We start from the raw sequence: 26,311 nt of genomic DNA on the forward strand, positions 1-26,311 counted from the left end.
GGGCGGCAATGCACTACAGTGCGGGCCATGCAAGGACTGCACCTCACTGCCGATCTCCAGGGCTGCCGCTGCGCCAGTGTCTGGCTGCTGGACGCCACCGCCCTGGGTCGGGCCTGTACCGATGCGGTGCGCGTCGCCGGGCTGCAGGCTGTGGGGCAGTTGTTTCATGAGTTTCCGGCCACGGCGCATGGCCCTGGTGGGGTGACAGCTACTGTTTTGCTAGCAGAGTCCCACCTGTGTGTGCACACCTGGCCTGAGCAGCGCGCGGTGACGCTGGATGTGTATGTGTGCAACTTCGGCGCCGACCATTCGGCCAAGGCGCACGCGCTGATGGACACGCTGCTGGCCTTGTTCCAGCCCACGGCCGTGGATCGCCACGCGCTCCAGCGGGGCTCTGTGAGCGGGGTGGCCGCATGAGTCCCGCCCACCACCAGGTGCCTGCCTTGCTGCTGGCCGCAGGTCGGGGCGAGCGCATGCGCCCCTTGACCGACACCACCCCCAAGCCCCTGCTGCTGGTGCAAGGCCAGCCGCTGCTGCAGTGGCATCTGCAGGCTTTGCTGAACGCAGGTGTGGAGCGGACGGTGATCAACACCGCATGGCTGGGTGGACAGATCAGTGCGCATTTTTCCAGTGTTTTTGCCTCTAAGCGCAGGAAGAATATGCCTGAGCAGCTATCAATTTCATACTCCCACGAAGGAGTGGACTTTGGTGGCGCCCTGGAAACTGCGGGCGGCATTGCCCGTGCGTTGCCCCAGCTCGGCCCGGTGTTCTGGCTGGCGGCGGGCGATGTGTTTGCGCCCGACTTTGTGTTCGACCGCGCGGCGGTAGCGGCCTTCGAGGCCAGTAACCATCTGGCCCATCTGTGGCTGGTGCCCAACCCCGCCCACAACCCGCGGGGCGACTTCGGCCTGTCGGCCGACGGCCTGGCGCTGAACCTGCCCGCCGACGACCCCACACCGCGCTACACCTACAGCACCATCGCGCTGCTGCGCGCCGAGCTGTTGGCGCTGCCCTGGTGCGACATTCCGCTGGGCAACCCCAGCGGCATCAAAGCCCCGCTGGCGCCACTGCTTCGCCGGGCCATGGACAATGGCCGCGTCAGTGCGCAGCTCTACACCGGCCGCTGGACCGATGTGGGCACGCCCGAGCGGCTGGCCGAACTCAACACTCTTTCTCTCGACGCGCCATGAACACCACCGTGCCTGCCTCCGTCTATGCCCAGCGCCGTGCGCACCTGGCTGCCCAGCTGGGACTCGGGGGCATTGCCATCATCCCCACGGCGCTGGAGCGTCCGCGCAACCGGGACAGCGACTTTCTGTTCCGCCACGACAGCTACTTTTATTACCTGACCGGCTTCACCGAGCCCGGCGCCTGCCTGGTGCTGGCGCACGACGGCCGCAGCACGCTGTTTTGCCAGCCCAAGGACCTGGAGCGCGAGATCTGGGACGGCTACCGCCTGGGCCCGGCTGCTGCGCCCGCTGCCTTGGGCGTGGACGCTGCGCATTCGATGGCCGAACTGGACAGCAAGCTGCCGCGCCTGCTGGAAAACACGGCCTGCGTCTGGTACCCGTTTGCTACGCACAGCGGTCTGGCTGCACGCGTGGAGGGCTGGCTCAACGTGGTGCGCGGACGGGTGCGCTACGGCGCCATCTGCCCTGCCGAGCAGAACGACCTATGCACCTTGCTCGACGAGATGCGCCTGTTCAAGGACGCGCATGAGCAGGACATCATGCGCCGCGCCAGCGCCATCAGCGCGCAGGCCCACATCCGCGCCATGCAGCGCTCGGCCCGCATGTTGCGCGCCGGTGAGGATGTGCGCGAATACCACCTGGATGCCGAGCTGCTGCACGCGTTCCGCGACGCGGGCTCGCAGTACCCGGCCTACAGCTCCATCGTGGCCGCGGGGGCCAACGCCTGCGTGCTGCACTACCGCGCCGATGCAGCGCCTGTGCGCGATGGCGAGCTGGTGCTGATCGACGCAGGCTGCGAGCTGGACAGCTACGCCAGCGACATCACCCGCACCTTCCCGGCCAATGGCAAGTTCACCGCCCCGCAGCGCGCGCTGTATGACCTGGTGTTGGCCAGCCAGGATGCGGCTGTGGCGGCCACCAAGGCAGGCGCACGCTTCAGCGACCCGCACGACGCCACGGTGGCCGTGCTGGCCCAGGGCATGCTGGACCTGGGCTTGCTCGACAAGAACAAGGTGGGCACCGCACAGGACGTGATCGACCAACGTGCCTACTTTCAGTTCTACATGCACCGCACCAGCCATTGGCTGGGCATGGACGTGCACGACTGCGGCAGCTATGTGGAGCCCGGCGAGGTGGGCCAGACCAGCGAACGCAAAGACCCGCTGTCGGGCGAAACCATCACCAACCGCCCCAGCCGCATCCTGCGGCCCGGCATGGTGCTGACCATCGAGCCCGGCATCTATGTGCGCCCCGCCGAAGGGGTGCCCGAGCAGTTCCACAACATCGGCATCCGTATCGAAGACGATGCCATCGTCACCGAGACGGGTTGTGAGCTGATCACGCGCGGCGTGCCGGTGAAGGCCGACGAGATCGAAGCGCTGATGCGCCCCTGAGCGTGGGCAAAACCATGGCCGTGGACACCGCTGCCAGAGCCGATGCGGCGCATGCTCCGGCTCAGCCCGGCAAGTGGCGGCTGGGCGGCGCGCTGTGGCTGCTGGGCATGCCCGGCGTGGTGGCGGTGGTCTGGACGCTGCTGCCCACCTTGAAGGCCAACGAAGCCCTGCTGCCGCTGCCGCCAGAGGCCGTGCTGTTGCTCAGCGGGTTGCAAACGGCGGCGCTCCTGGCGCTGGCCGTGGCGCTGGGGGTGTGGCTGGCGCCCCGCGTGGGTTTGCAGGCGCCTGCAGTGTCTGCCTGGCTGGGCGGGCAACCTGCCTGGTCTGGGCTGCGAGCCCAATTGCTGCCCGGCATCGTGGGCGGTGTGGCAGGCGCTGCGTGGCTGTGGGTGCTGTCCTGGCTGGCGCCTACGGCGCTCCAGCCCTCCGATCCTGCCAGTGCGATGCCGCTGGTGGTCAAGCTGCTCTACGGCGGCATTACCGAAGAGCTGATGGTGCGCTGGGGTGTGATGACCCTGCTGCTGTGGCTGGGCTGGCGCCTGTTGCAGCGCGGGCAGGGCCGGCCGGGCAAGGGATTGGTGGCTGCGGCGGTGCTGCTCAGTGCCGTGTTGTTTGCCGTGGGGCATCTGCCTGCCGCGCAGGCGCTGGCCGGCGTGTTGACCGTGCCGGTGGTGGCGTTCGTCCTGGTGGGCAACACGGTTTTTGGCCTGGTGGCCGGCTGGCTCTTTGCGCGCCAGGGCCTGGAAGCCGCGATCATTGCGCACGTGCTGGCGCATTGGTTGTCGTCCCCGCTGCTCTGACGCGCTGAGCCCTGTTGCTGCGGAACGGGTAACTCGCATGTAACCGCTTCGTGTGAGAATTGAAACTCGATTACATCCCCAACGACCGAGAGAAAAGAGACATGTCCATGCCTACCCGCCGCGCCACCAAGATTGTTGCCACCCTGGGTCCTGCATCGAGCGACCCGGCGCTGCTGGAGGCGATGATCCGAGCGGGGGTGAACGTGGTGCGGCTGAACTTCAGCCACGGCAAGGCGCAGGACCACATCGACCGCGCCGCCACCGTGCGCGCCGCCGCCCAGCGTGCGGGCCGCGAGGTGGCCATCATGGCCGACCTGCAGGGCCCCAAGATCCGCGTGGGCAAGTTTGCCGAGGGCAAAGTGCAGCTGGAGCCGGGCGCCAAGTTTGTGCTGGATGCCTCGCGCACCGAGCTGGGCGACATCGATGGCGTGGGGCTGGACTACAAGGAACTGCCGCGCGACGTGAAGGCGGGCGACCTGTTGCTGCTCAACGATGGCCTGATCGTGCTCACCGTGGATGCGGTGCGCGGCGAAGAGGTGCACACCACTGTCAAAGTAGGTGGCGAGCTGTCCAACAACAAGGGCATCAACAAGAAGGGGGGCGGCCTCACGGCGCCGGCCCTCACCGCCAAGGACATGGAGGACATCCGCACGGCCATGAGCTTCCAGGCCGACTATGTGGCCGTGAGCTTCCCCAAAAACGCGACCGACATGGAAATGGCCCGCCAGCTGTGCAACGTGGCAGCCTCCGAGTTCCGCCACAAGCCCGGCCTGATCGCCAAGATCGAACGCGCCGAGGCCATACCGCACCTGGAGGCCATCCTGCGCGTCTCTGACGGCATCATGGTGGCGCGTGGCGACCTGGCAGTGGAGGTGGGCAACGCGGCCGTGCCCGCGCTGCAAAAGAAGATGATCCGCATGGCGCGCGATCTGGACAAGGTCGTCATCACCGCCACGCAGATGATGGAAAGCATGATCACCAACCCCGTGCCCACGCGCGCCGAGGTGAGTGACGTGGCCAATGCCGTGCTGGATGGAACCGACGCCGTGATGCTGAGTGCCGAAACGGCCGCTGGACGCTACCCGCTCGAAACCGTGGAAGAGATGGCCACCATCTGCGCTGCCGCCGAGGCAGCGGAAGACCACCAGCTCGATGCCGACTTCACTGGCCAGACCTTTGGCCGCATCGACCAATCCATCGCCATGGGCGCGCTGTTCACCGCCCACCACCTGGGCGCCAAGGCCATTGTGGCCATGACCGACAGCGGCGCCACGGCGCTGTGGATGAGCCGCCACAGCATCCGCATCCCCATCTACGCCCTCACGCCCAAGGTGGCCACACAGCGCAAGATGGCGATGTACCGCAACGTGCGCCCGCTGCTCATGGACACCAGCGCCGACCGTGACACTGCGCTGGACCAGGCCGAGCGCCACCTTAAGAGCCGCAACATCGTGCAAAAGGGTGATGTGTACGCCATCACCTGTGGCGAGCCTATGGGCGCACCCGGCGGCACTAACATGCTGAAGATCTGCGTGGCCAGCTGACTGGCAGAGGGATGGCACCCTCACTCACCGCTCCTGCGCTACGCCCTCAAGGCGATAGCGCCGGACGGCGGTCAGTGTGCGTTGCCCTGTGGCGACTTGTGCAGCAGGGCTGCCTGCCAGCGGGGTGCCCGCGCGGCCAGGGCATGGATGGCCGCTGCGGCCAGCCCCCCGGTGAGCAGGCCCGCCAGCACATCGGACGGAAAGTGCACGCCCAGGCAGACGCGGCTCCACACCATCGCGGCCGTGACCGCAGCGGCCAGCCAGGTCAGCCCGCGGACCGGCCGCAGTGCGAGGCTGGCCGCCAGCGCGGCGGCGCCTGCCACATGCATGCTGGGAAAGCCTGCGCGCGCCGCGTGCTCGATCCACTGCACGCCAATGCCCAGTTGCGCAGGTCGCGGCGCCGGTACGGCCAGCCGCAGCAATTGCACTCCCAGCCAGGCCAGGGCCATCGACGCGAGCGCCAGGGCCAGGGCGCGCCGCTGCGCCGCGTTGCCCAGCACCAAGCTGCCGAGCAGCAGGCCGCCCATGGCGGTGGGCAGTTGCTGCGACACCCACCGTGCCAGCGCTACCACGGCAGGCAAGGTGGCGGCGTCGGCGTTGAGGGCCTGAAACAGGACCAGATCGATTTCAAGCATGGGAGCCGTCCGCTGGTGTGGTGGTGTTGGCGAAATGCGGAAAGCGGGGCCGCAATGCGGTGGCTGCCAGGTCGCAGAGCCAGCCGGTGGTCCAGCACAGCCAGCCTGTCCATAGCGTATGGCTCATGAAATGGGCGCCACGCACCTGCTGGGCGGCACCCAATACAAACCCGGCCAGCAATGCGCTCGCCAGCCACCAGCGCGCGGCCGTCGGCGCCTTGTGGCGCAGCGCGAAGTAGCCGCCCAGAAAGGCGAATCCCGCCGATGCATGGCCCGCTGGGAAACAACGGCCGCTGCCGCCATCGAGCACGCCCAGCGCCCAGTGCGACACATGGCGCGCCACGCCGCCAAACTGCGCCAAGTCCCAGGGGCAACTGGTGGCGCTGAGGTTCTTGGTGATGCTGACCACGGCCAGCGAGAGCAGGGCGCTCACGGCCATTTGCAGGCGCTCGCTGGCGTCCAGCTTGCGCAAAAAGCCGCGCGGCCACCACACGCTCAACGCCAGCAGCAGCACCAGAAGCCATCCCAGGCGGCGGGCGCCTTCATGCAGCACCTGCACAAAAAACCACTGGTCCCGCATCGGAAACCCGTTGGAGGACCCGAACACCTGCGCAAAGGCCAGGTCCTGGCCCGCCGCATCCCAGGCCACGACACAGGCCAGTGCCCCCAGGGTCCAGAAAAGCAGCGTGTGGCGGTGTAAGGGGGCGTGGGGCACGGTGGACGGCGGGACGGACGAAGGCTGCATGGGCCGGAAGATAGGCGGCCGTACTTAACGCCGTCTTAAAGTTGGCATCGCCACTGTCACTCCCCTGACTGATGGGCTGCGACAATGCCCGCATGCGAATACTCGTGGTCGAAGACGATGCGGGCATAGCCAGTGGCCTGCGCAGCAACCTGCAGCAGCGCGGCTATGCGGTGGATGTCAGTGATGGCGTCGCCAGCGCCTGGAGCGCCCTGCGCGCCGAGCGTTTTGACGCGGTGCTGCTGGACCTGGGGCTGGTGGACGGGGACGGCAGCGAACTGCTCAGGCGCCTGCGCCTGAGCCCTCCCGCCACCGGCGCCGCATCAGCAACCTTGCCGGACCCCGCCACGCCCGTCCTCATCGTCACCGCGCGCGACCAGGTGCACCAGCGCATTGCGGGGCTGGACCAGGGGGCTGACGACTATCTGACCAAGCCGTTTGATGTGGATGAGCTGGACGCGCGCCTGCGCGCCCTGTTGCGGCGCGCGGCGGGGCGGGCGTCGCCCACCATCCGCCTGGGCGACATCGAGCTGGACCCTGCGACGCGCACGGTGCGCCAGCAAGGCAAGCCGGTGGAAATGTCTCCGCGCGAGTTTTCGGTGCTGCTGGTGCTGCTGGAGGCGCGCGGCCGGGTCCTGTCGCGCCAGCAGATCGAGGAGCGCCTATACAGCTGGGATGCTGCCGTGGAGAGCAATGCCGTCGAGGTGCACATCCACCACCTGCGCCGCAAGCTGGGCAGCGCCTCAATCCAGACCATGCGCGGAGTGGGCTATTTCATGCCGCAGGAAAAGCCTGCATGAACGCGCCCCCTGTTTCTCGTCCCGCATTGGGGCGCCGCCCCTCGCTCACCCGGCAGCTGTTGCTGTGGTCCCTGGGGGCGCTGGCCATTGTCTGGGGCAGCTTCGTCTTCATTGGCTACCAGACCGGCGTGCATGAGGCCGACGAGCTGACCGACGGGCACCTGGCCAGCGTGACCGCACTGCTGCTCAACCTGCGGGCCACCGAAGCCATGGAGGGCCCGCAGCGGACCGAACGCACCCCCACGCCCTGGCTCAAGTCGCACGACTACCAGCAGACCATCAGCGTGGTGCAGTGGGATGCGCAGGGGCGGGTGCTTTCCATCACGGGCTCGGTACCTGAGCCGCCTTTCAGCGATGCCGAGGGGTTTGCCGACCTCACACTGGGCCCCGACAAGGTGGCCTGGCGCAGCTTTTCGCAATGGGATGCGGAGCGTACGCGCAAGATCATGGTGATGCTGGAGCTGCGCGAGCGGGACGAGCTGGCGGATGACATCGCGGGGCAGCTGATCGAGCCTGGTCTGTGGTTGCTGCCTGTGGTGTCTCTGGCCCTGGGGCTCGCGCTGTGGCGCGGCTTGCGGCCCTTGTATGCGCTGTCGGCTGATGTGGCGGCGCTGGACCCCGCCAGTGCCCAGCGCCTGGCCTCGCGCCATGCTTGGAGCGAGTTCGAGTCGGTGGTGGCGTCGATCAACACCTTGCTGGACCGCCAGCAGGTCGCCATGGTGCGCGAGCGCCGCCTGGCCAACGAGGTGGCGCACGAGCTGCGCACGCCGCTATCCTCCATCGCCCTGCAGGCCAGTGCCCTGGCGGGGGAGCTGACAGAAGAGGCCCGGGCCCAGGCGCTGGCGCGCATCGGCCAGGATGCCCTGCGCGCAGGGCATGTGCTCAACCAGCTGCTGGCCCTGGCCCGCGCCAGCCGGGCAGAGCTGCACGAAGCCAAGGCGCCCGTGGACCTGAGCGCCCTGGCGCGGTCGGTGTGCGCCGACTATGCCCAGGCAGCGTGGAAGCGGGGCGACGACTTGGGCCTGTCGGCGCCGACGGCGCTGATCGTGCCGGGCCATGCGGTGCTGCTGGACATTGCGGTGCGCAATCTGGTGGAAAACGCGCTCAAGCACACGCCCGAGGGCACCCAGATCGCCGTCCAGCTGGGCGCGGTTGACGCTGGTGGTGCCTGGCTGCAGGTGTGTGACGACGGGGGGCGCCCGCAGGCCGGCGGCGCACCGGGCCGTGCGGCGGCGGTGCCGGTGGACAGCCTGCATCTGGGGCATGAGATCCTGCGCCGCGTGGCGGACATTCACGGGGGGCACTTTGGCGCAGCCCCTGCGCCCGCGCCCTTTACCACCTGCTACCGGTTGGATTTGCCATCGCCCTCCGTACCGGCCCCCGGTTAAAATTACGAGTTACCAAGCGGTTACCACCGCATTGCCGGGCGCTACAGCGCCTCGCCCCCTCCTTCATCAACCCACCACGGACCCCACGACCATGCCCCTCGTTTCGATGCGCGAACTGCTCGACCATGCCGCTGCCAACAGCTATGGCATCCCTGCCTTCAACGTCAACAACCTGGAGCAGGTGCAGGCCGTGATGGCGGCTGCGGACGAAGTGGGCGCTCCCGTCATCCTGCAGGCCAGCGCGGGTGCCCGCAAATATGCGGGTGAGCCCTTCATCAAGCACCTGATCCAGGCGGCGGTCGAGGCCTTCCCGCATATTCCGCTGGTCATGCACCAGGACCACGGCACTTCGCCCAAGGTCTGCCAGGGCGCCATCGACCTGGGCTTTGGCTCGGTGATGATGGACGGCTCGCTGATGGAAGACGGCAAGACGCCTTCGTCGTTCGACTACAACGTCGAGGTGACCCGCAAGGTGGTGGTCATGGCGCATAAGGTGGGCGTCACGGTCGAAGGTGAGCTGGGCTGCCTGGGCAACCTGGAAACCGGCGAAGCCGGTGAAGAAGACGGTATTGGCGCCGAAGGCAAGCTCGACCACAGCCAGATGCTGACCGACCCGGAAGAAGCCGCCGTGTTCGTCAAGGCCACGCAACTGGACGCCCTGGCCATTGCCATCGGCACCAGCCACGGTGCCTACAAGTTCAGCCGCAAGCCCACGGGCGACATCCTTGCGATCAGCCGCGTGAAGGAAATCCACAAGCGCATTCCCAACACCCACCTGGTTATGCACGGCTCGTCGTCGGTGCCTGCCGAACTGCTGGCCATCATCAACCAGTACGGCGGCAAGATGAAGGAAACCTACGGCGTGCCCGTCGAGGAAATCCAGGAAGCCATCAAACACGGCGTGCGCAAGATCAACATCGACACCGACATTCGCCTGGCCATGACGGGCGCGGTGCGCAAGTTCCTGTTTGAGAACCCCGACAAGTTCGACGCCCGCGAATGGCTCAAGCCCGCCCGCGAAGCGGCCAAGCAGGTCTGCAAGCAGCGCTACCTGGAGTTCGGCTGCGAAGGTCAGGGCAGCAAGATCAAGGGCCTGAGCCTGCAGGCCGTGGCGGCCCAGTACGCCTCGGGTGCGCTGGCGCAAGTGGTGAACTGATCGTTGGCACCAGGCCCTCAGGGGCCGCTGCCCAGCCTGGCTGCGTTGTGCTGCCAGGCTTTTTTTTGCCTGTGTGCGGGTGGAGACTGGGGAGTTCTCTCTACAGCAGACAAAGGCGACAGCGCAAAGATTTTCTTCATGTAAGCTCGCGGTCAGCTTGCCCACCGGCAGCGCCGCAAGAAGTGTCCGATACCAGGGCGCTTTCAACACATTTTTCACCAGCGACACCGAGCTGGTTGTTGCATGGCAGGAGCCGTCGAAGGACGTACTCGGGTGCCGTGGGATGATTGAAGGCGAATTCGTATGAACCTTTCTCTATGACTCTGACCATTTCAAAGTTCCGGCGGCTGTTGCCTCTCTTGCCCGTGTTGGCTGTGACGGTGTTCACGGTGGCCTGCGCGCCCCTCACTGTTCCTCCCCAATCCGAATACCCCGTGGGCCGGGCCCGCCTGGTGTTGCCACCGGGGGCGTGGCAGGATCTGGGCACCTCTGAAAAGGCTGTTGCAGGCTCCGTAGGGAGTATTTCCCTTCAGACCCGCACTGTCGGGCTGCGCAGCGTAGAGGGAGACTGGGTGGCTGTGTTGCGCGTACAGACCAATCATCCCGGGAATCTGGGTGGACCGCCCCAAGACATCGGCGACTGCCCTCCCCAGAAAGATGTCATTGTGGAGGACGCTGCTGCCGGCAGCCCGGTGCGCGCAGACTGCCTGCGCCTCAGGCGTTGGGGAAGTGGTGCCCAGTGGCTGGACAAGAACCGACCAGACCTGGTTGAGTGGCTCGGCGTTCACCAGATCACTTTGAGCCAGCCCTACACGTACATGAGTTTCCGCTACGTGACTCAGGCAGGCGTATGGGGGGAAGTGGATGCCCTGGTAGACCATCGGCTACTGCGTCCTGTAACGCACAACGCCCAAGAGTTCCTTGCTGCCGGGCGCCCTACCCTGCAGTGGGGTCGTGACCTGGCCCAGGCCGTGCGCCTGAGCGCCGGCATGGTGGACGGTCATCTGGCCATTCCGCCCTTCCCCTTCCCAACACCCACCTCCAGGCCTTAGCGCGCAAGCCCTCCCTGTCTGGCGGCCTGGCATAACGATTACGAAACTTGAGGAGACCTCTGATGCAGACAAGCCCCGTCCCGCAGCCGCAGCGTATCGGCGTGCCCAAGGAAACCTTCCCCGGCGAAAAGCGCGTGGCCACTGTGCCCGATGTGGTGGAGAAGCTGATCAAGCTGGGCTTTGCCGTCACGGTCGAATCCGGGGCTGGGGATGCCGCCAACTTCAGTGACGATGTCTACCGCGCTGCAGGCGCCGAGATCGTCAGCGATGCTGCGGCACTGTGGGCGGCATCCGACATCGTCTTCAAGGTGCGCCCGCCCAGCAGCGATGAAGTGGCGCGGATGCGCGAGGGCACCACCCTCATCGACTTCATCTGGCCCGCCCAGAACCCCGATCTGATGCAGCAGCTGGCCGCCAAGAAGGCCACGGTGCTGGCCATCGACTGCCTACCCCGCACTTTGAGTCGCGCTCAGAAGATGGACGCGCTCACTTCCACCGCCGGGGTCAGCGGCTACCGTGCCGTGATCGAAGCAGCCAACGCTTTCGGCCGCTTCTTCAACGGCCAGATCACGGCCGCAGGCAAAGTGCCGCCCGCCAAGGTGTTCATTGCGGGCGCTGGCGTGGCAGGCCTTGCCGCCATTGGCACCGCTGCCAACCTCGGCGCCATCGTGCGCGCCAACGACACGCGCGCCGAGGTGGCCGACCAGGTCAAGTCGCTGGGCGGCGAGTTCGTCAAGGTGGACTACGAGGAAGAAGGCTCGGGCGGCGGCGGCTACGCCAAGGTCATGAGCGAGGGCTTCCAGGCTGCGCAGCGCAAGATGTACGCCGAGCAGGCCAAGGACGCCGACATCATCATCACCACCGCGCTGATCCCCGGCAAACCTGCGCCCAAGCTCATCACCGCCGAGATGGTGCAGAGCATGAAGCCCGGCAGCGTGATCGTGGACATGGCGGCAGAGCAGGGCGGCAACTGCGAACTCACGGTGCCTGGCGAGGCCGTGGTGCGCCATGGCGTGACCATCGTGGGCTACACCGACCTGGCCTCGCGCCTGGCCAAGCAGTCGTCCACGTTGTACGCCACCAACCTGCTGCGCCTGACCGAAGAGCTGTGCAAGGCCAAGGACGGTGTGGCGGTGGTCAACATGGAGGACGACGCGATCCGTGGCCTCACCGTGGTCAAGGACGGCGCCATCACCTGGCCCGCCCCGCCGCTCAAACAAGCACCGGCGCCCGCACCCAAGGCAGCGGCCCCGGTGGTCGAAAAGAAATCGGGCCATGGCCATGGCACGGGCGCGCCCATGTCCGCCAAGACGCTGACCATCGTTTTTGCCGTGGTGGCCGTGCTGTTCTGGGCCGTCGGTGCCTACGCGCCCGTGGCCTTCCTGGGGCACTTCACGGTGTTCGTGCTTGCCTGCTTCATCGGCTACATGGTGGTGTGGAACGTGACGCCCGCGCTGCACACGCCGCTGATGAGCGTGACCAACGCCATCTCCAGCATCATCGCCATCGGTGCGCTGGTGCAGATTGCGCCGCCCGATGCGGGCGTGAACGGTCGGCCTGACGGGCTCATCCTGTGGCTAGCGTTTGCGGCCTTGGTGCTCACGGCCATCAACATGTTCGGCGGCTTTGCGGTCACGCGCCGCATGCTGGCCATGTTCCGCAAGTAATCCGATAACGACAAGAACAACGAGGAGCACGCAACATGTCCCAAAGTCTCGCTACCGTCGCCTACCTGGGCGCGGCCATTTTGTTCATCCTGAGTCTGGGTGGGCTTTCCAATCCTGAAACCTCCCGCCGGGGCAACCTGTTCGGCATGGTCGGCATGGCGCTGGCCGTGCTGGCCACCGTGTTTGGCCCCCGCGTCAGCCCGGCGGGCGTGGCCTGGATCATCGGTGCGCTGGTCATTGGCGGCGGCATTGGCCTGTATGCGGCCAAGGTCGTCAAGATGACGCAGATGCCCGAGCTGGTTGCGCTCATGCACAGCCTGGTAGGCCTGGCGGCCTGCCTGGTGGGGTTTGCCAGCTATGTCGATACCTCTATCCAGCTGCAGGGCGCGGAAAAGATCATCCACGAGGTGGAGATCTATGTCGGCATCCTGATTGGGGCCGTCACATTCAGTGGCTCGCTGATCGCCTTTGGCAAGCTCAACGGCAAGATCGGCGGCAAGCCGCTGCTGCTGCCCGGCCGCCACTGGCTCAACCTGGTGGCGCTGCTGGTGGTGATCTGGTTTGGCCGCGAGTTCCTGCGCGCCGAGACCGTCGAGCAAGGCATGGTGCCTCTGATGGTGATGACGGTGATTGCGCTGCTGTTCGGCATCCACATGGTCATGGCCATTGGCGGGGCCGACATGCCGGTGGTGGTGTCCATGCTCAACAGCTACTCGGGCTGGGCGGCGGCGGCCACGGGTTTCATGCTGTCCAACGACCTGCTTATTGTGACCGGTGCGCTCGTGGGCTCCTCGGGCGCCATCCTGTCCTACATCATGTGCAACGCAATGAACCGCAACTTCATCAGCGTGATCGCCGGGGGTTTTGGCTCCGGTGCTGGTGCGCCCGCCAAGAAGGGCGACGCTGCCGAGCCGCAGGGCGAAGTGGTGCCCGTGGCCGCCGCCGAGACGGCCGAGCTGCTGCGCGATGCCAAGAGCGTGATCATCGTTCCCGGCTATGGCATGGCCGTGGCCCAGGCGCAGCACACGGTCAACGACATCGTGAAGACCCTGCGCGACAAGGGCGTGCAGGTGCGCTTTGCCATCCACCCGGTGGCAGGCCGCATGCCCGGCCACATGAACGTGCTGCTGGCCGAAGCCAAGGTGCCCTACGACATCGTGATGGAGATGGACGAGATCAACGAGGACTTTCCGGACACCGACGTGGCCATCGTCATCGGCGCCAACGACATCGTGAACCCCGCCGCGCAGGACGACCCCACCAGCCCCATCGCCGGCATGCCCGTGCTGGAGGTGTGGAAGGCCAAGACCTCCATCGTGATGAAGCGCTCGATGGCCTCGGGCTACGCGGGGGTGGACAACCCCTTGTTCTACAAGGACAACAACCGCATGCTGTTTGGCGATGCCAAGAAAATGCTGGACGAGGTACTGGCCGCGCTCAAGAGCTGACGGGCATAATTCCTCCACAATAAAAGCACGACCGTGCTGAAAACATCGGCGTGCTTGCAGGACCCCCATAAAACCTACCAGGAGACAATCACAATGACCGACCGCCCGTGGCTGGCCGCCTATCCACAAGGTGTTCCCGCAGACATCGACACCACGCAGTACAGCTCCCTTGTGGCGCTGATGGACGAGGCGTTCAAGAAGTACGCCAACCGCGTGGCCTACAGCTTCATGGGCAAGGACGTGACCTACGCCCAGACCGACTCGCTCTCCAGCGCGTTTGCGGCCTATCTGCAGGGCCTGGGGCTGGTCAAGGGCGACCGCGTGGCCATCATGATGCCCAACGTGCCCCAGTACCCGGTGACCGTGGCGGCCGTGCTGCGCGCGGGCTTCGTGGTCGTCAACGTGAACCCCCTGTACACGCCGCGCGAGCTGGAGCACCAGCTCAAGGACTCGGGCGCCAAGGCCATCGTCATCATCGAGAACTTCGCCACCACGCTGGAGCAGTGCATTGCGCACACGCCCGTCAAGCACGTGGTGCTGTGCGCCATGGGTGACCAGCTCGGTCTGCTCAAAGGGACCCTGGTCAACTACGTGGTGCGCAACGTCAAGAAGATGGTGCCCGCCTACAACCTGCCGGGTGCGGTGCGCTTCAATGACGCCGTGGCCCAAGGCACGCGCGGCACCCTCAAGAAGCCTGACATCAAGCCGGACGACATCGCGCTGCTGCAGTACACCGGCGGCACCACGGGCGTGAGCAAGGGCGCGGTGCTGTTGCACCGCAACGTGATTGCCAACGTGCTGCAGTCCGAGGCCTGGAACGAGCCTGTGATGAAGAAGGTGCCGGCGGGCGAGCAGCCCACCAGCATCTGTGCGTTGCCGCTGTATCACATCTTCGCGTTCACCGTGAACATGATGCTGAGCATGCGCACGGGCGGCAAGACCATCCTCATCGCCAACCCGCGCGACCTGCCTGCGGTGCTGAAGGAGCTGTCCAAGCACACCTTCCACAGCTTCCCGGCGGTCAACACGCTGTTCAACGGCCTGGCCAACCACCCCGACTTCAACACCGTCAACTGGAAGAACCTCAAGGTTTCGGTGGGCGGCGGCATGGCGGTGCAGGGCGCCGTGGCCAAGCTCTGGCTCGAAAAGACGGGCTGCCCCATCTGCGAAGGCTATGGCCTGTCGGAGACAAGCCCTTCGGCCAGCTGCAACCCCACCACCAGCACCGAGTACACCGGCACCATCGGCGTGCCGCTGCCCAGCACCTCCATGAAGCTGCTGGACGACGAGGGCCGCGAGGTCACCACGCTGGGCGAGCCGGGCGAAATCGCCATCAAGGGCCCGCAGGTGATGGCCGGCTACTGGCAGCGCCCCGATGAAACCGCCAAGGTCATGACCGAGGACGGCTACTTCAAGTCGGGCGACATCGGCGTGATGGATGCGCGCGGCTTCTTCAAGATCGTGGACCGCAAGAAGGACATGGTGCTGGTCAGCGGCTTCAACGTGTACCCCAACGAGGTCGAAGAAGTGGTGGCCAACTGCCCCGGCGTGCTCGAATGCGCCGTGGTGGGCGTACCCGACGAAAAGACCGGCGAGGCCGTGAAGCTCGTGATCGTGAAGAAGGACCCGGCGCTCACCGAAGCGCAGGTCAAGGAGTTCTGCCGCCACGAGCTCACGGGCTACAAGCAGCCCAAGGTGATCGAGTTCCGCACCGAGCTGCCCAAGACCCCCGTGGGCAAAATCCTGCGCCGCGAACTGCGCGACAAGAAGTGACGCGGCCTGCTGGCACGTCACAATCCCCAGGCGGCTTCGGCCGCCTTTTTTGCGACCGCGCGGCCCCGGGTGGCGCGGGTGTTTTGTGGCCCCATGACATGACCCCAAGGACCTTTGCATGAGCACTGCCATCCTGAGTGCGCTGCCCGAAGAACAGAGCTCGCTGGTGCAACAGCTGGCGCACCCGCAGCGGCTGATGCACGCTGGCCGCGCGTTCTGGCGCGGAGAGCTGCACGACCGCCCGGTGGTGCTGGCGCTGTCGGGCATCGGCAAAGTGGCCGCTGCCACCACGGCCACGGCTTTGATCGAACATTTTGGGGTAGCGCGCATCGTCTTCACGGGCGTCGCGGGAGGGGTCGGCGACGGGGTCCACCGGGGTGATGTGGTGGTGGCGCAAGACTATGTGCAGCACGATATGGATGCCTCGCCGCTGTTCCCTCGGTGGGAGCTGCCGGGATACGCACGCACCCGCCTGGCGTGCGATCCGGCACTGACTGCTATGCTTTTGGAAGCTGCCAACCTATGCGTCACTAGCGCAAGCGGTCTCTGGGGCTTGAAAAATATCTATGGGGATGCCCATCGGGCGCACCAGGGCCTGGTGGCCAGCGGCGATCGTTTTGTGGCCACCGCACAAGAGTCCGAGCGCCTGTGCACCGCCCTGCGCGCGGCCGGGCACGATGTGCTGGCCGTGGAGATGGAGGGCGCCGCCGTCGCCCAGGTGTGCCATGACTACAGCCTGCCCTTTGCCGCGGTGCGCACCATCTCCGACCGCGCCGACGACGACGCACACGGCGACTTCGCCCAATTCGTGCAGACCGTGGCCAGCCGGTATGCCGAGCACATGGTGCTGTCGTTTTTACAGAAACTATGAAATTGATAGCGGCCAGGGCATATTGCACTAGCGCTTGTGGCAGATTTCCCTCTAAAGAGCACTCCACCGCATCCCATTTGCCGTTCGATACGATGCGCTGAAACCGGCGCTATGTATCCACCAGCGCCACAGGGGGAAGCCTATTTCAACCAGCCGCGCTTGCGGAAGTACCACATGGGCCCTAGCGCGCTCGCCAGCATCAGTCCCAGCGCATACGGGTAGCCCAGCGACCAGTCCAGTTCGGGCATGAACTTGAAGTTCATGCCGTACACGCTGGCGATCAGCGTGGGCGGCAGCAAGGCAACGCTGGCCACCGAGAAGATCTTGATGATCTTGTTCTGGTTGATGTTGATGAAACCGACCGTGGCGTCCATCAAGAAGTTGATCTTGTCGAACAGGAACGCCGTGTGGTTGTCCAGCGACTCGATGTCGCGCAGGATCTGGCGGGCTTCCTCGAACTGCTCGGAGTTGAGCATCTTGGAGCGCATCATGAAGCTCACGGCGCGGCGCGTGTCCATCACGTTGCGGCGGATACGACCGTTCAAGTCTTCCTGGCGCGCGATGGCGGCCAGCACCTCGCCGGCGCGGGTGTCGGTCACATCGCCCGCCAGCACCTGTTTGCTCACGGCCTCCAGCTCGTCGTAGATGTTCTCCAGCGTGTCGGCCGAATACTCGGCGTCGGCGTCGAACAGCTTGAGCAGCACTTCCTTGGCATCTTCGATGAGGCCGGGCGCGCGGCGTGCGCGCATGCGCAGCAGGCGGAACACGGGCACGTCTTCATCGTGGATGGAGAACAGCACGCCCCGGCTTTTCAGGTTGGTGTTGTGCTGGTTCAGGATGAAGGCCACGCGCACCGAACGGGGGTCTTCGTCGTCATCGATCAAGAAGTCGCTGCGGATGTGCAGCTCGCCGTTGTCTTCCTCGTAGAAGCGGGCGGATTCCTCGATGTCCTCGTCCATCGCATCCTCGGGGATGGACAGGCCGTAGTGCTGCTTGATCCAGCGCTTTTCTTCCAGCGTGGGGGCTTCCAGGTCCACCCAGATCGGCTGGAACTTGGTCAGCTCTTCCAGGGACTCGATTTCTTCCTGGAACAGCCGGCCATTGGCGAGCGTAAAGATGTTGAGCATGGGCTCACTCCCTTGTTTTTTGGCGTCCGCGGTGTGGGGGTAGGGGTGCTTTCAACCCCACAGCAGTCAAATGCGCCGGGAGCTGAAAGCTACCAACTCGGGTAGGTTTCCAAGGAGCTGTCTCCGTAAAAATTAGGCAAGCGGCGGATTATGGCACCGGGCGATGATCTCGCCGGTCCGGCGGGGGGCATGGAAGGGGGCTGGGGCCCTGCCAACAGGCTCTCAGCCCTCGGCCTCGGCACTGCGCACCATGGCCAGCGCCCGGCACAGGTCGGCCCAGGCGGCGGCCTTGTTGTCCTGCGAGCGCAGCAAAAAGGCGGGGTCGTAGGTCACCACCGCCGGGCACCCGGCCAACACATGCGGGCCCGCGCGCAGGCGGCCCAGGGGCTCGGTGCGGCCCAGCGCCGCGCGTGCCGCCACATGGCCCAGCACCAGCACCATGGCGGGCTGCAGCTGGGCCACAGCTTCGGCCAGGGTGGCCGGGATGTCGGCGCTGGCTTCCGTGCCGGGCGCAGACCGTTCCAGTGCCGCCAGGAACACGCGCGGGTGCCGGTGCAATTGCATGGCCCGCAGCATGTTGTCGAGCAGGCGGCCCGCATCGCCACCCAGGGGCTCGGCGGGCGTCATGCTCTCGGCCACGATCAGCCAGCCCCGGCCCAGCCCGGAGGGCGTTTGCGCCGGGTCGGCGGTGGGGTACAGCGCCTGGGGTGGGTGCAGCCGCAGGGCGGGCGCGGCAGGGCCTGTGGTGGCCGGTGCAGGAGTCGGCGATGTGCTGCGGCTGGTGGTGTGGGCTGGGGGCGCTGGGGGGCGCTCGGCAGGCGCAGGAGACGGCGCGGGAGAGGGCGCCTGGGGTTGTGCGCTCGGCGGTGCGACGGCAGGTGCCGCCACGGCCGCAGGGGCTGAAGGAGCGCTTGCCGGGGGCTGCGCCGTGGCTTCCTGGGCGGGGGAGGGGCCCCACACGGTGACGCCCATTTCTTGCAGCATGGCGCGCTGTCGCGCATCGAGGTGGAGGCTCATACAGAAAGAAAACAGGCCATCAGAGGTTCAGCGGGTACGGGGTGCGGCGTAGGGTCAGAGCGCCAGGCTCATGACCACGGCGTCTTCGCGTTGGCCGTGCGCGGCGGGGTAGTAGCGCTTGCGGTCGCCCACGCGGCGGAATCCGTGGGTCTGGTAGATCTGCTGGGCGCGCAGGTTGCTCGCCCGCACCTCCAGCCACAGCCATTGTGCCCCGCGCCCGCGTGACCACAGGGCCAGGGCGTCCAGCAGCACGCGGGCCCAGCCCTGGCGCTGGTATTCGGGGGTGACGGTGATGTTGAGCAGGTGCACTTCATCCACCCCCATCATGGCCACAAAGTAGCCCAGCAGGTGGTCGTCCGCCATCAGCAGCTGCGCCTCGTAGCCAGATGCCAGCGCGTCGGTGAAGTTGCCACGGGTCCAGGGGTGCGAATAGGCGCGCTGTTCCACCGCCAGCACGGCATCCAGCCGGGCCAAGGTCAGCGTCTCGAAGCGCGCCTCGGGGCGGGCGGTGCTGGCGCCGGGCGGCAATGCAGAAGAAGTAGGCAGTGCGCTCATGGGGGATTCATTCACCACATCTCAGGGACTGGCCGCCGCCTGGGCGGCGCGCAGCGCGGCACGTTCGGCGGTGGTTTGCGCCACTTTATCGCGGATGTAGCGCGGCAGGGCATCGCCCGCGGCCACGGCTTGGCCCGCAGCGATCAGGGCGGGGGCCAGGCGCAGCAGGGCCGTGGCGGTGGGCAAGGCCGTGACGTGTGAGGCGGCGGGCGCCAGCCGGTCGCCATAGGGCGCGCGGGCATTGCCTGCCACCGTCCAGCCTGTGGGGGGCTGCACCGTCTCGGGTGCACCCAGGCCGAAGTCCTCGTCCGCCTGCCAGCGGGCTTCTCCCGGCAACCACTCGCAGCGCGCGTGGTAGACCTCGTCCATGCGCGCATCCAGCACCGCCACCACCTGCGTACAGCCGTGTTGCCGGCGGGCCTCCTCGGCCACGGCCAGCAGGGTGTCCACCGGCAGGACGGGCACTCCTTGCCCGCCTTTGGCACCAAACGCCAGTCCCTGGGCCACGGCGCAGGCGGTGCGCAGCCCGGTGAAAGAGCCCGGGCCGCGCCCGAACACCACCGCATCCAAGGTGTCGAACGTCAGGCCCGCCTGCGCCATCAGCGCGCGCACCGCTGGGATCAGCGCCGCCGAGGCCTGTGCGCCCCCAGGCCCCTGGTGCTGCCAGACCCCATCGCCATGCTGCACAGCGATGGAGAGAGTGTCGGTACTGGTGTCAAAGGCAAGCAGATTCATGGGCAGGGTCGGGAGGTATGGGGTGGCGCGGCGGGGACAAAGGCGCTCAGGACGCCGCTTTGGCTGCGGCTGCAGGGGCCTGGCTTTTGCGCAGCACCCCCACGAGGATACCGGCGGTGACCAGCAGCAGGCCGGCCACCAGATTCCAGTGCATCGGCTCATCCAGAAACACCACTGCCCCGATGGCCGACAGGCCGGGCACCAGGGCCGTGATCATGGTGGAGCGCACGGGCCCATAGTGCTGGATCATGCGCGTGAAGCCAATGCCCGAGACCACCACGGAGCCCCCGCCCTGGAACAGCATCTGGAACGCGATCTCGCTCCATGGCGCCTGGGCCAGATGGCTGGTGACTGCACCCAGCCAGACCAGCAGCGCATAGCTGGGCAGGTACACCATGCAGGCAAACGCGGTGATGGCGATGGTGGCCTGCACCGCATCGACCGCGTGGCGCCGCGCCAGCACGCTGTAGGTGGCCCAGGACGAGGCGGCCAGCATGAACAGCAGGTCGCCCTTCCACACGTCCCCGCCCGAAAACGCCGCCAGCAGGCTGCGCCCACCCACCAGCAGGTCGCCCGCCACGATCAGCGCCAGGCCGGCGGCGCGCAGCGGCGTGATGTGGTCGCGCAGCAGCCAGGCGGCCAGCAGCGCCGTCCACAGCGGCAGGCTGCCCGGCATGAGCACCGCCGCATGGGTGGCCGGTGCATGGAAGAACCCCGAATAGGCCAGCAGCGCGTACAGCAGCCCGCCAAAGCTGCCCAGCAGCGCCGTGGTGCGCAAGGGCAGGGGCGATATGCCCGCCAGGCTGGACGCCGGTGCCGAGGCCCCCAGCGCCGCGTGGCGCCGTCGCACCATCCACCAGCCCCAGGGCAGCAAGACCAGGCTGGCGCCCACGATGCGCAGCAGCGCAATGTCGAACGGGGTGAGCGTGCGCTGGGCCGAGGCGCGGGCGATGATGATGAAGCCCGTCCAGATGGTGACGGTGACCACGGCCGCCAGCAGGCCGATGGTGCGGGGAGAAAAACGCATCGGGCGATTATCGGCGCCCGCCGCGGGCCGTGCTGGCGCTGGGGGCAGAGCGGCGCTTGGTGCAGGTGCGCGGGCGATAGACTCCCCGCCATGTTGTCTGTTTCTGCTCTTTGGCGCCGCCGTGTGCTGCGTGGTGTGGTGGGTTGGGGTGCCGCGTGGCTGGTGGCTGCGGGTGGGGTGGGCTCGGCGGGGGCGCAGACGGCGGCACCCGCCGCGGGCGCTCTGCCGCTCGAGGTGGAGGCCGCCCTGGCACGCACCAAATTGCCGCGCGAGTCCCTGTCGGTGATGGTGGTGGACGCGCAAGCTACCGGCAAGGCCAGCCCGCGCCTTGCGCACCGTGCCCAGGTGCCGGTGAACCCCGCGTCGGTGATGAAGCTGGTGACCACCTATGCAGCGCTGGAACAGCTGGGCCCCGCCTATGTCTGGAACACGCCGGTGTATGTGCAAGGTACGGTGCAGGACGGCAGCCTGCGCGGCAATGTGTACATCCAGGGCCAGGGCGATCCCAAGCTGGTCATGGAGCGGCTGTGGCTGCTGATGCGGCGACTGCAGGGCCAGGGCATCCAGGTCATCGTGGGCGACATCGTGCTGGACCGCACGGCGTTCGATGTGCCCGACCAGGACCCGGCGCGGTTTGATGGCGAGCCGCTGCGGCCCTATAACGCATCCCCCGAGGCCCTGCTGCTGAATTACAAGTCGTCGGTGATGACCTTTGTGCCCGATGCGGCCGCTGGCTTGGCGCGCATCCAGTACGACCCGCCACTGGCCGGAGTGCAGCGCCAGCCCACCGTGGCGCTGGCGGCGCCGGGCGCGGATTGTGGGGACTGGCGTACTGCCCTGCGTGCGGAGTTGTCGGACCCCTCGAAGGTGTCGTTCCAGGGCGTGTACCCCGCTGCCTGTGGCGAACGCGTGTGGCCGGTGGCGGCGGCCGACCCGCGCGGCTTTGCGGCGCGGGCGGTGGAGGGCATGTGGCGCGATCTGGGCGGCAAGCTCACGGGCAGCGTGCGAGACGGCAAGGTGCCCCCGGGCCTCAAGCCCGCGTTTGTGGTCACATCCCCCGCACTGTCCGAGGTGGTGCGCGACGTGAACAAGTACAGCAACAACGTGATGGCGCAGCAGGTCTTTCTGACCCTGGCGCTGCAAAAAAACGGCGTGGCCACGTTCGACGGCGCCCGCGAGGTGCTGCGCCAGTGGTGGCAGGCCCGCGTGGGCGATGCGGACTTGCCGCAAGTAGACAACGGCGCCGGGCTCAGCCGCGATGCGCGCCTGACTGCGCAGGCCTTGGCCCGCATGCTGCAGGTGGCCTGGGTATCGCCCGTGATGCCGGAACTGGTGGCGTCGCTGCCGATCACGGGGGTGGATGGCACGCTGCGCCGCAGCCAGAGCCGGGCGGGCACCGCCCACCTCAAGACAGGCAGCCTGCGCGACGTGATGGCTGTGGCGGGCTATGTGCATGCCGCCAGCGGGCGCCGCTATGTGCTGGTGGCGGTGGTCAACCACCCCAACGCAGGGGCTGCGCGGCCCGTGCTCGACAGCCTCATCGACTGGACGGCACGTGAGCAGTGAATAATCGCTGCTGCCCTGCGTTTTCCCCACCATGCAACTCCATGAACTGATCGGCTATCTGGCCGCCTGCCTGACCACCTGCAGCTTTGTGCCGCAGGCCCTGCACACCTTTCGCACGCGGGACGTGAGCGGTATCTCGCTGGGCATGTACAGCGTTTTCACGGTGGGGGTGGCACTGTGGCTGGCCTACGGCCTGGCGCTGGCGGCCTGGCCCATCGTGGTGGCCAATGCCATCACCCTGGCCCTGGCCGGCACCATACTGGGCATGAAGCTGGTGTACAGCGCACGCCGTCCTGACTGACCGGGCGGGGCTACCCTGGCGCGCTGTCGCCTAGGTGTCTGGCGAGGCATGGCCTCCCGCGTTATCCCCTATGGATGCTGCAGCGCAGGTGCGCGCACGATGCGTCGTTCTTCACTGACCGAGGTATCCATCCATGACCTATTTCCGCCTTACCTGTGTGGCCGCTGCGGCGGTCCTGCTTGTCGCCTGCGGTGGCTCTGACGACCCGGCGCGCGGCGCACTGATCGACCCCCCTGCCACGCTCACCACGCTCACCGTGGCGCAGATCGACGCGGCCACGGCCAGCAGCGGCCTGCAGGCGATCAGCGGCAAGGCCAAGTGCGATGTGAAGGTGGTGTCGCTGAACTATGCGACCGTGGGTGCCAAGAGCGGCGAAAACACCAATGCCTCGGGCGTGATGCTGGTGCCGGCCGGCAGCTGCACCACGGCAGCCCCACTGGTGGCCTATGCCAAGGGCACCGATGTGCAAAAGCCCCGCACCCTGGCCAACCCGCAAGACAGCGAAACCTTCCTGCTGGCCGCCATGTATGCCGCGCAGGGCTATGCCGTGGTGGCCACCGACTACCTGGGCTTTGCCAAGTCGGGCTACAGCTACCACCCCTACCTGCATGCGGATTCAGAAGCCACATCGGTCATCGACTCGGTGCGCGCTGCACGCAATGCGGCAGGCACGGTGGGGGCCACGCTGTCGGGCAAGGTGATGTTCACCGGTTACTCGCAGGGCGGCCACTCGTCCATGGCAGCGCAGCGCGCCGCCGAGCGGGACTACGGCAACGAATTCAACGTGGTCGCGGGCGCGCACCTGGCGGGCCCCTACAACCTGTCGGGTTCGCTGCGCATTCCCGACGCGATCGCGGGCGTGCAGTTCTTTGTGCCCTACCTCGTCACCGCCTGGCAGAAGGTCTATGGCAACGTCTATACCGACGTGAAGGACGTGTTCAAGGCGCCGTACTCGGGCTACATCGAGAATCTGCTGCCCAATCCCACGCTCAACTACACCACCCTGGTGACCACGGGCACGCTGCCCTCGGGCACGCCCAACCAGGCGCGTGACGCGCTGTTCCAGTCGGCGTTCATCACCGGCTCGCAGACCAGCACCACCCACCCGCTGTACCTGGCCGCCAAAAAGAACGACTTGCTGGGCTGGACCCCCAAGGCGCGTGTGATGCTGTGCGGCGGCGCGGGCGACCCCACGGTGCCCCCAGCGGTCCACATGGCCGTCATGAAAGCCGACTTTGACAGCCGGGGTGTGACGAACGTCAGCACAGTTGATGTGGACGCTGCCATCCAGGCCGCTTATGGCCCTGGCGGCAAGGCTCCCACCGACCCCACCTCGGCAGCTTTTGCCACCTACTACGGCAGCTACCACGGCACCTACGAGCCACCTTTCTGCCACGCGCAGGCCAAGGCGGTGTTCGACACGGTCAAGTGACGGCTGTGATGCCTGCGTGAAGCCCCCCAAGGGGTTCGCGGGCTTTTAGAACCCCACCCCTAAGCCCCACCAGTGTTTACCCGGTGGGGCTTTTTTGCGTTGGCGAATATGATTTGCGAGGAATAGCACGGTCGTTCTATTTTTACGATAACAGGAGTGATACCGATGGTTTTTCAGCGCAAGGCTTTGTGGGTTTCTCTGGCGGCAGCGTCGCTGCTGGTGGCATGCGGGGGCGGCGGTGCCGACACCTCGCCGGTGGCGCCCATCAAGACCGTCAAGGTCATGGGTGACAGCATCGCCGACAGCGGCACGTTCGGCTTCAAGTTCACGGTGCAAGGCAGCGCACCCACAGGCCCGGCGTCCACGCCCATCTGGCCCGAACTGGTGGCGAGCAACTACGGCAGCACGCTCTGCCCCCGCTATGTGTCCACCGGCAGCGCGTTCAACAACGCGGCGGGCTGCACCAACTACGCCATTGGTGGCGGTCGCATCAACAACTTCACGGCGCCTGCATCGCCTGTTTCCATCGTCAAGCAGCTGACCGACGCAGGGGCTGACGGCTTCAGCGCGGGGGACCTGTTGCTGATCGACGGTGGCGGCAATGACGCTGCGGATCTCATCGGTGCCTACCTGTCGGCCTCCAAGGATGGCGGCAAGGCCTTCGGCGCGCTGCTCTCCACCCTGCTGCCTGCGGCCACGGTCAACGCCGGCCTTGCGGGCGGTGCCACGGGCCAGGCCCAGGTGGGTGGCGCCTACATGGTGGCGCTGGCCGACAAGTTCCACGACGCGATCGAGGCCAATGCCTTGAGCAAGGGGGCGCAGCGTGTGGCGGTGCTGAACATGCCCGCCATCGACAAGACGCCGCGCCTGCAGCAGGTGCTCGGCGGCATCACGGCGTCCGCGGGCGCTGCCGCCAGCGCGCAGGTGCAGGGCCTGCTCAAGGCCTGGCTCGAAGCCTTCAACGCCCAGCTGGCCAAACGTTTTGCGGGCAACAGCAAGGTGGTGGTGGTGGACTTCTACACCTCGTTCAACGACCAGGTGGCCAACCCGGCGCAGTTCGGGCTGACCAACGCCAAGAACACCGCATGCCCCATCACCGGCCTGGGTGCTGACGGCCTACCCAGCTATACCTTCCCCACCTGCACGGCAGCCGCCCTGTCGGCGCAGACACCACCCGCAGGCGCCACGGGGGGCGCGGACTGGTGGAAGACCTACGCGTTCTCCGACAGCTTCCACCCCACGCCGTATGGCCACCAGCTGGTAAGCCAGCTGGTATCGCGTTCGCTGGCCCGCGCGGGCTGGCTGTAATCGGCAGTTGAAGGGTTCATACACCATGCAAAACAAAACCATCACCCCTTCCCTGGCTGGCGCTGTGGCTGCACTGGCGCTCACCCTGTCGGGCGGCGCGCAGGCCCAGACCGCTGGCAGCTGGCTGGTGCGCGCGGGCGCCACGCAAATCGCGCCCCAGGTCACCAGTGGCGACCTGTCCGCGCCCAGCTTCACGGGCACCAAGGTGGACGTGCATGCCGACACCCAGTTGGCTGGCGGTATCACCTACATGCTCACCGACCACTGGGCGGTGGACGTGCCCCTGGCCCTGCCTTTCAAGCACAACATTATGGGCGCCGGAGCCATCGCCGGCGTGGGCAAGATCGGCGAGGTCAAGGTGCTGCCCATGACCGTGTTCGCGCAGTACCGCTTTCTGGAGGCCAATGCGCGCGTGCGCCCCTACGTGGGCCTGGGCGTGACTTACGCCAAGTTCTTCAAGGAGCGCGGCACCGCAGCGCTGACGGGGCTCACCGGCGGCAGCCCTTCGCGTCCCACCACGCTGAGCGCTGAATCCCGGTTTGGCCTCACGCCGCAGGTGGGTGTGAGCATTGCGCTCAACGACCAGTGGTCGCTGGACGTGGCGTACTACAAGACCTTCGTGAAGACCCGCAACACGCTGTCCACGGGCCAGACCATCGACGTCAAGCTCAACCCCAACGTGGTGGCGCTGGGCGTGGTCTATCGGTTCTGATCTTCATCCGGGGCAGATCGATGGCTGACCCGTCCTGAATAGCGTTGACACCCAGGACGGTTAAAAACTCC

Annotated in this window: 25 protein-coding genes; 18 read left to right on the forward strand and 7 right to left on the reverse strand. The window is 66.7% G+C overall.

Annotated elements, in window-relative coordinates; genetic code table 11:
- Nucleotides 1–27 precede the first annotated feature (27 nt).
- The 5 genes from speD to pyk all read left to right on the forward strand — a co-directional run bounded on the left by speD (nucleotide 28) and on the right by pyk (nucleotide 4,928).
- Nucleotides 28–417: an adenosylmethionine decarboxylase gene (speD, locus tag DNK89_RS15855; protein WP_110960871.1), complete on the forward strand. Its 390-nt coding sequence runs from the start codon at nucleotides 28–30 to the stop codon at nucleotides 415–417.
- A complete protein-coding gene (locus DNK89_RS15860; protein ID WP_110960872.1) occupies nucleotides 414–1,190 on the forward strand; it encodes a nucleotidyltransferase family protein in 777 nt (258 codons plus the stop codon). The genes speD and DNK89_RS15860 overlap by 4 nt, the downstream gene beginning before the upstream one ends.
- Entirely contained in the window at nucleotides 1,187–2,584 is a 1,398-nt protein-coding gene (locus DNK89_RS15865; RefSeq protein WP_110960873.1) for an aminopeptidase P N-terminal domain-containing protein, read from the forward strand. The genes DNK89_RS15860 and DNK89_RS15865 overlap by 4 nt, the downstream gene beginning before the upstream one ends.
- A gap of 14 nt (nucleotides 2,585–2,598) precedes the next feature.
- On the forward strand, nucleotides 2,599–3,384 hold the full coding sequence (locus tag DNK89_RS15870) for a type II CAAX prenyl endopeptidase Rce1 family protein (RefSeq protein ID WP_110960956.1): 786 nt from the start codon (nucleotides 2,599–2,601) through the stop codon (nucleotides 3,382–3,384).
- A 107-nt stretch (nucleotides 3,385–3,491) separates the two neighbouring features.
- A complete protein-coding gene (gene pyk, locus DNK89_RS15875; RefSeq protein ID WP_110960957.1) occupies nucleotides 3,492–4,928 on the forward strand; it encodes a pyruvate kinase in 1,437 nt (478 codons plus the stop codon).
- 71 nt (nucleotides 4,929–4,999) lie between these two features.
- Here pyk and DNK89_RS15880 read toward each other — a convergent pair whose 3' ends face one another.
- The gene (locus DNK89_RS15880; RefSeq protein WP_110960874.1) at nucleotides 5,000–5,563 is read right to left on the reverse strand and encodes a phosphatase PAP2 family protein; all 564 of its coding nucleotides are present in this window, start codon (nucleotides 5,561–5,563) and stop codon (nucleotides 5,000–5,002) included.
- Nucleotides 5,556–6,308 (reverse strand): phosphatase PAP2 family protein, encoded by a 753-nt coding sequence (locus DNK89_RS15885; RefSeq protein WP_110960875.1) that lies wholly within the window; start codon nucleotides 6,306–6,308, stop codon nucleotides 5,556–5,558. The genes DNK89_RS15880 and DNK89_RS15885 overlap by 8 nt, the downstream gene beginning before the upstream one ends.
- 92 nt (nucleotides 6,309–6,400) lie before the next feature.
- On the opposite strand from DNK89_RS15885, the gene DNK89_RS15890 reads away from it, so the two are divergent.
- From DNK89_RS15890 to DNK89_RS15925, 8 genes are all read left to right on the forward strand, one after another.
- Nucleotides 6,401–7,105 (forward strand): response regulator transcription factor, encoded by a 705-nt coding sequence (locus DNK89_RS15890; RefSeq protein WP_110960958.1) that lies wholly within the window; start codon nucleotides 6,401–6,403, stop codon nucleotides 7,103–7,105.
- Nucleotides 7,102–8,493: a histidine kinase dimerization/phospho-acceptor domain-containing protein gene (locus DNK89_RS15895; protein WP_110960876.1), complete on the forward strand. Its 1,392-nt coding sequence runs from the start codon at nucleotides 7,102–7,104 to the stop codon at nucleotides 8,491–8,493. Before DNK89_RS15890 ends, DNK89_RS15895 begins: the two co-directional genes overlap by 4 nt.
- 91 nt (nucleotides 8,494–8,584) lie before the next feature.
- Complete coding sequence (gene fba, locus DNK89_RS15900; protein WP_110960877.1) at nucleotides 8,585–9,649, forward strand: class II fructose-bisphosphate aldolase; 1,065 nt, start codon at nucleotides 8,585–8,587, stop codon at nucleotides 9,647–9,649.
- Between the two features lie 317 nt (nucleotides 9,650–9,966).
- A complete protein-coding gene (locus tag DNK89_RS15905) occupies nucleotides 9,967–10,701 on the forward strand; it encodes a hypothetical protein (protein WP_110960878.1) in 735 nt (244 codons plus the stop codon).
- A 62-nt stretch (nucleotides 10,702–10,763) separates the two neighbouring features.
- Nucleotides 10,764–12,368, forward strand: a complete 1,605-nt coding sequence (locus tag DNK89_RS15910; protein ID WP_110960879.1) for a Re/Si-specific NAD(P)(+) transhydrogenase subunit alpha — start codon at nucleotides 10,764–10,766, stop codon at nucleotides 12,366–12,368.
- Between the two features lie 35 nt (nucleotides 12,369–12,403).
- Nucleotides 12,404–13,816, forward strand: a complete 1,413-nt coding sequence (pntB, locus tag DNK89_RS15915; RefSeq protein WP_110960880.1) for a Re/Si-specific NAD(P)(+) transhydrogenase subunit beta — start codon at nucleotides 12,404–12,406, stop codon at nucleotides 13,814–13,816.
- 93 nt (nucleotides 13,817–13,909) lie between these two features.
- Nucleotides 13,910–15,589, forward strand: coding sequence for a long-chain-fatty-acid--CoA ligase (locus DNK89_RS15920; protein WP_110960881.1), 1,680 nt, complete (start codon nucleotides 13,910–13,912; stop codon nucleotides 15,587–15,589).
- A gap of 118 nt (nucleotides 15,590–15,707) precedes the next feature.
- Nucleotides 15,708–16,460: a 5'-methylthioadenosine/adenosylhomocysteine nucleosidase gene (locus tag DNK89_RS15925; protein ID WP_110960882.1), complete on the forward strand. Its 753-nt coding sequence runs from the start codon at nucleotides 15,708–15,710 to the stop codon at nucleotides 16,458–16,460.
- Nucleotides 16,461–16,600: 140 nt separating this feature from the next.
- Here DNK89_RS15925 and corA read toward each other — a convergent pair whose 3' ends face one another.
- The 5 genes from corA to DNK89_RS15950 all read right to left on the reverse strand — a co-directional run bounded on the left by corA (nucleotide 16,601) and on the right by DNK89_RS15950 (nucleotide 20,921).
- Nucleotides 16,601–17,587 carry a magnesium/cobalt transporter CorA gene (corA, locus tag DNK89_RS15930; protein WP_015016148.1) on the reverse strand — a complete coding sequence of 329 codons (987 nt, stop codon included), beginning with the start codon at nucleotides 17,585–17,587 and terminating at the stop codon, nucleotides 16,601–16,603.
- A 222-nt stretch (nucleotides 17,588–17,809) separates the two neighbouring features.
- Nucleotides 17,810–18,604, reverse strand: a complete 795-nt coding sequence (locus DNK89_RS15935; RefSeq protein ID WP_238990831.1) for a uracil-DNA glycosylase family protein — start codon at nucleotides 18,602–18,604, stop codon at nucleotides 17,810–17,812.
- A gap of 54 nt (nucleotides 18,605–18,658) precedes the next feature.
- Nucleotides 18,659–19,159, reverse strand: coding sequence for a ribosomal protein S18-alanine N-acetyltransferase (gene rimI / locus DNK89_RS15940; protein ID WP_015016146.1), 501 nt, complete (start codon nucleotides 19,157–19,159; stop codon nucleotides 18,659–18,661).
- 21 nt (nucleotides 19,160–19,180) lie between these two features.
- Nucleotides 19,181–19,894, reverse strand: coding sequence for a tRNA (adenosine(37)-N6)-threonylcarbamoyltransferase complex dimerization subunit type 1 TsaB (gene tsaB / locus DNK89_RS15945; RefSeq protein WP_110960883.1), 714 nt, complete (start codon nucleotides 19,892–19,894; stop codon nucleotides 19,181–19,183).
- 46 nt (nucleotides 19,895–19,940) lie between these two features.
- Nucleotides 19,941–20,921, reverse strand: coding sequence for a DMT family transporter (locus tag DNK89_RS15950; protein WP_110960884.1), 981 nt, complete (start codon nucleotides 20,919–20,921; stop codon nucleotides 19,941–19,943).
- Nucleotides 20,922–21,011: 90 nt separating this feature from the next.
- On the opposite strand from DNK89_RS15950, the gene dacB reads away from it, so the two are divergent.
- From dacB to DNK89_RS15975, 5 genes are all read left to right on the forward strand, one after another.
- Nucleotides 21,012–22,487, forward strand: a complete 1,476-nt coding sequence (gene dacB / locus DNK89_RS15955; RefSeq protein WP_110960885.1) for a D-alanyl-D-alanine carboxypeptidase/D-alanyl-D-alanine-endopeptidase — start codon at nucleotides 21,012–21,014, stop codon at nucleotides 22,485–22,487.
- Between the two features lie 31 nt (nucleotides 22,488–22,518).
- A complete protein-coding gene (locus DNK89_RS15960) occupies nucleotides 22,519–22,788 on the forward strand; it encodes a SemiSWEET transporter (RefSeq protein ID WP_056743054.1) in 270 nt (89 codons plus the stop codon).
- 133 nt (nucleotides 22,789–22,921) lie between these two features.
- Nucleotides 22,922–24,220, forward strand: coding sequence for an alpha/beta fold hydrolase (locus DNK89_RS15965; RefSeq protein WP_110960886.1), 1,299 nt, complete (start codon nucleotides 22,922–22,924; stop codon nucleotides 24,218–24,220).
- Between the two features lie 165 nt (nucleotides 24,221–24,385).
- Nucleotides 24,386–25,528 (forward strand): SGNH/GDSL hydrolase family protein, encoded by a 1,143-nt coding sequence (locus DNK89_RS15970; protein ID WP_110960887.1) that lies wholly within the window; start codon nucleotides 24,386–24,388, stop codon nucleotides 25,526–25,528.
- Between the two features lie 25 nt (nucleotides 25,529–25,553).
- Nucleotides 25,554–26,240 (forward strand): OmpW family protein, encoded by a 687-nt coding sequence (locus tag DNK89_RS15975; protein WP_060986164.1) that lies wholly within the window; start codon nucleotides 25,554–25,556, stop codon nucleotides 26,238–26,240.
- Nucleotides 26,241–26,311 lie beyond the last annotated feature (71 nt).

It is taken from the genome of Acidovorax sp. ST3, from assembly GCF_003231145.1.
Classification (GTDB): Bacteria; Pseudomonadota; Gammaproteobacteria; order Burkholderiales; family Burkholderiaceae_C; genus Acidovorax.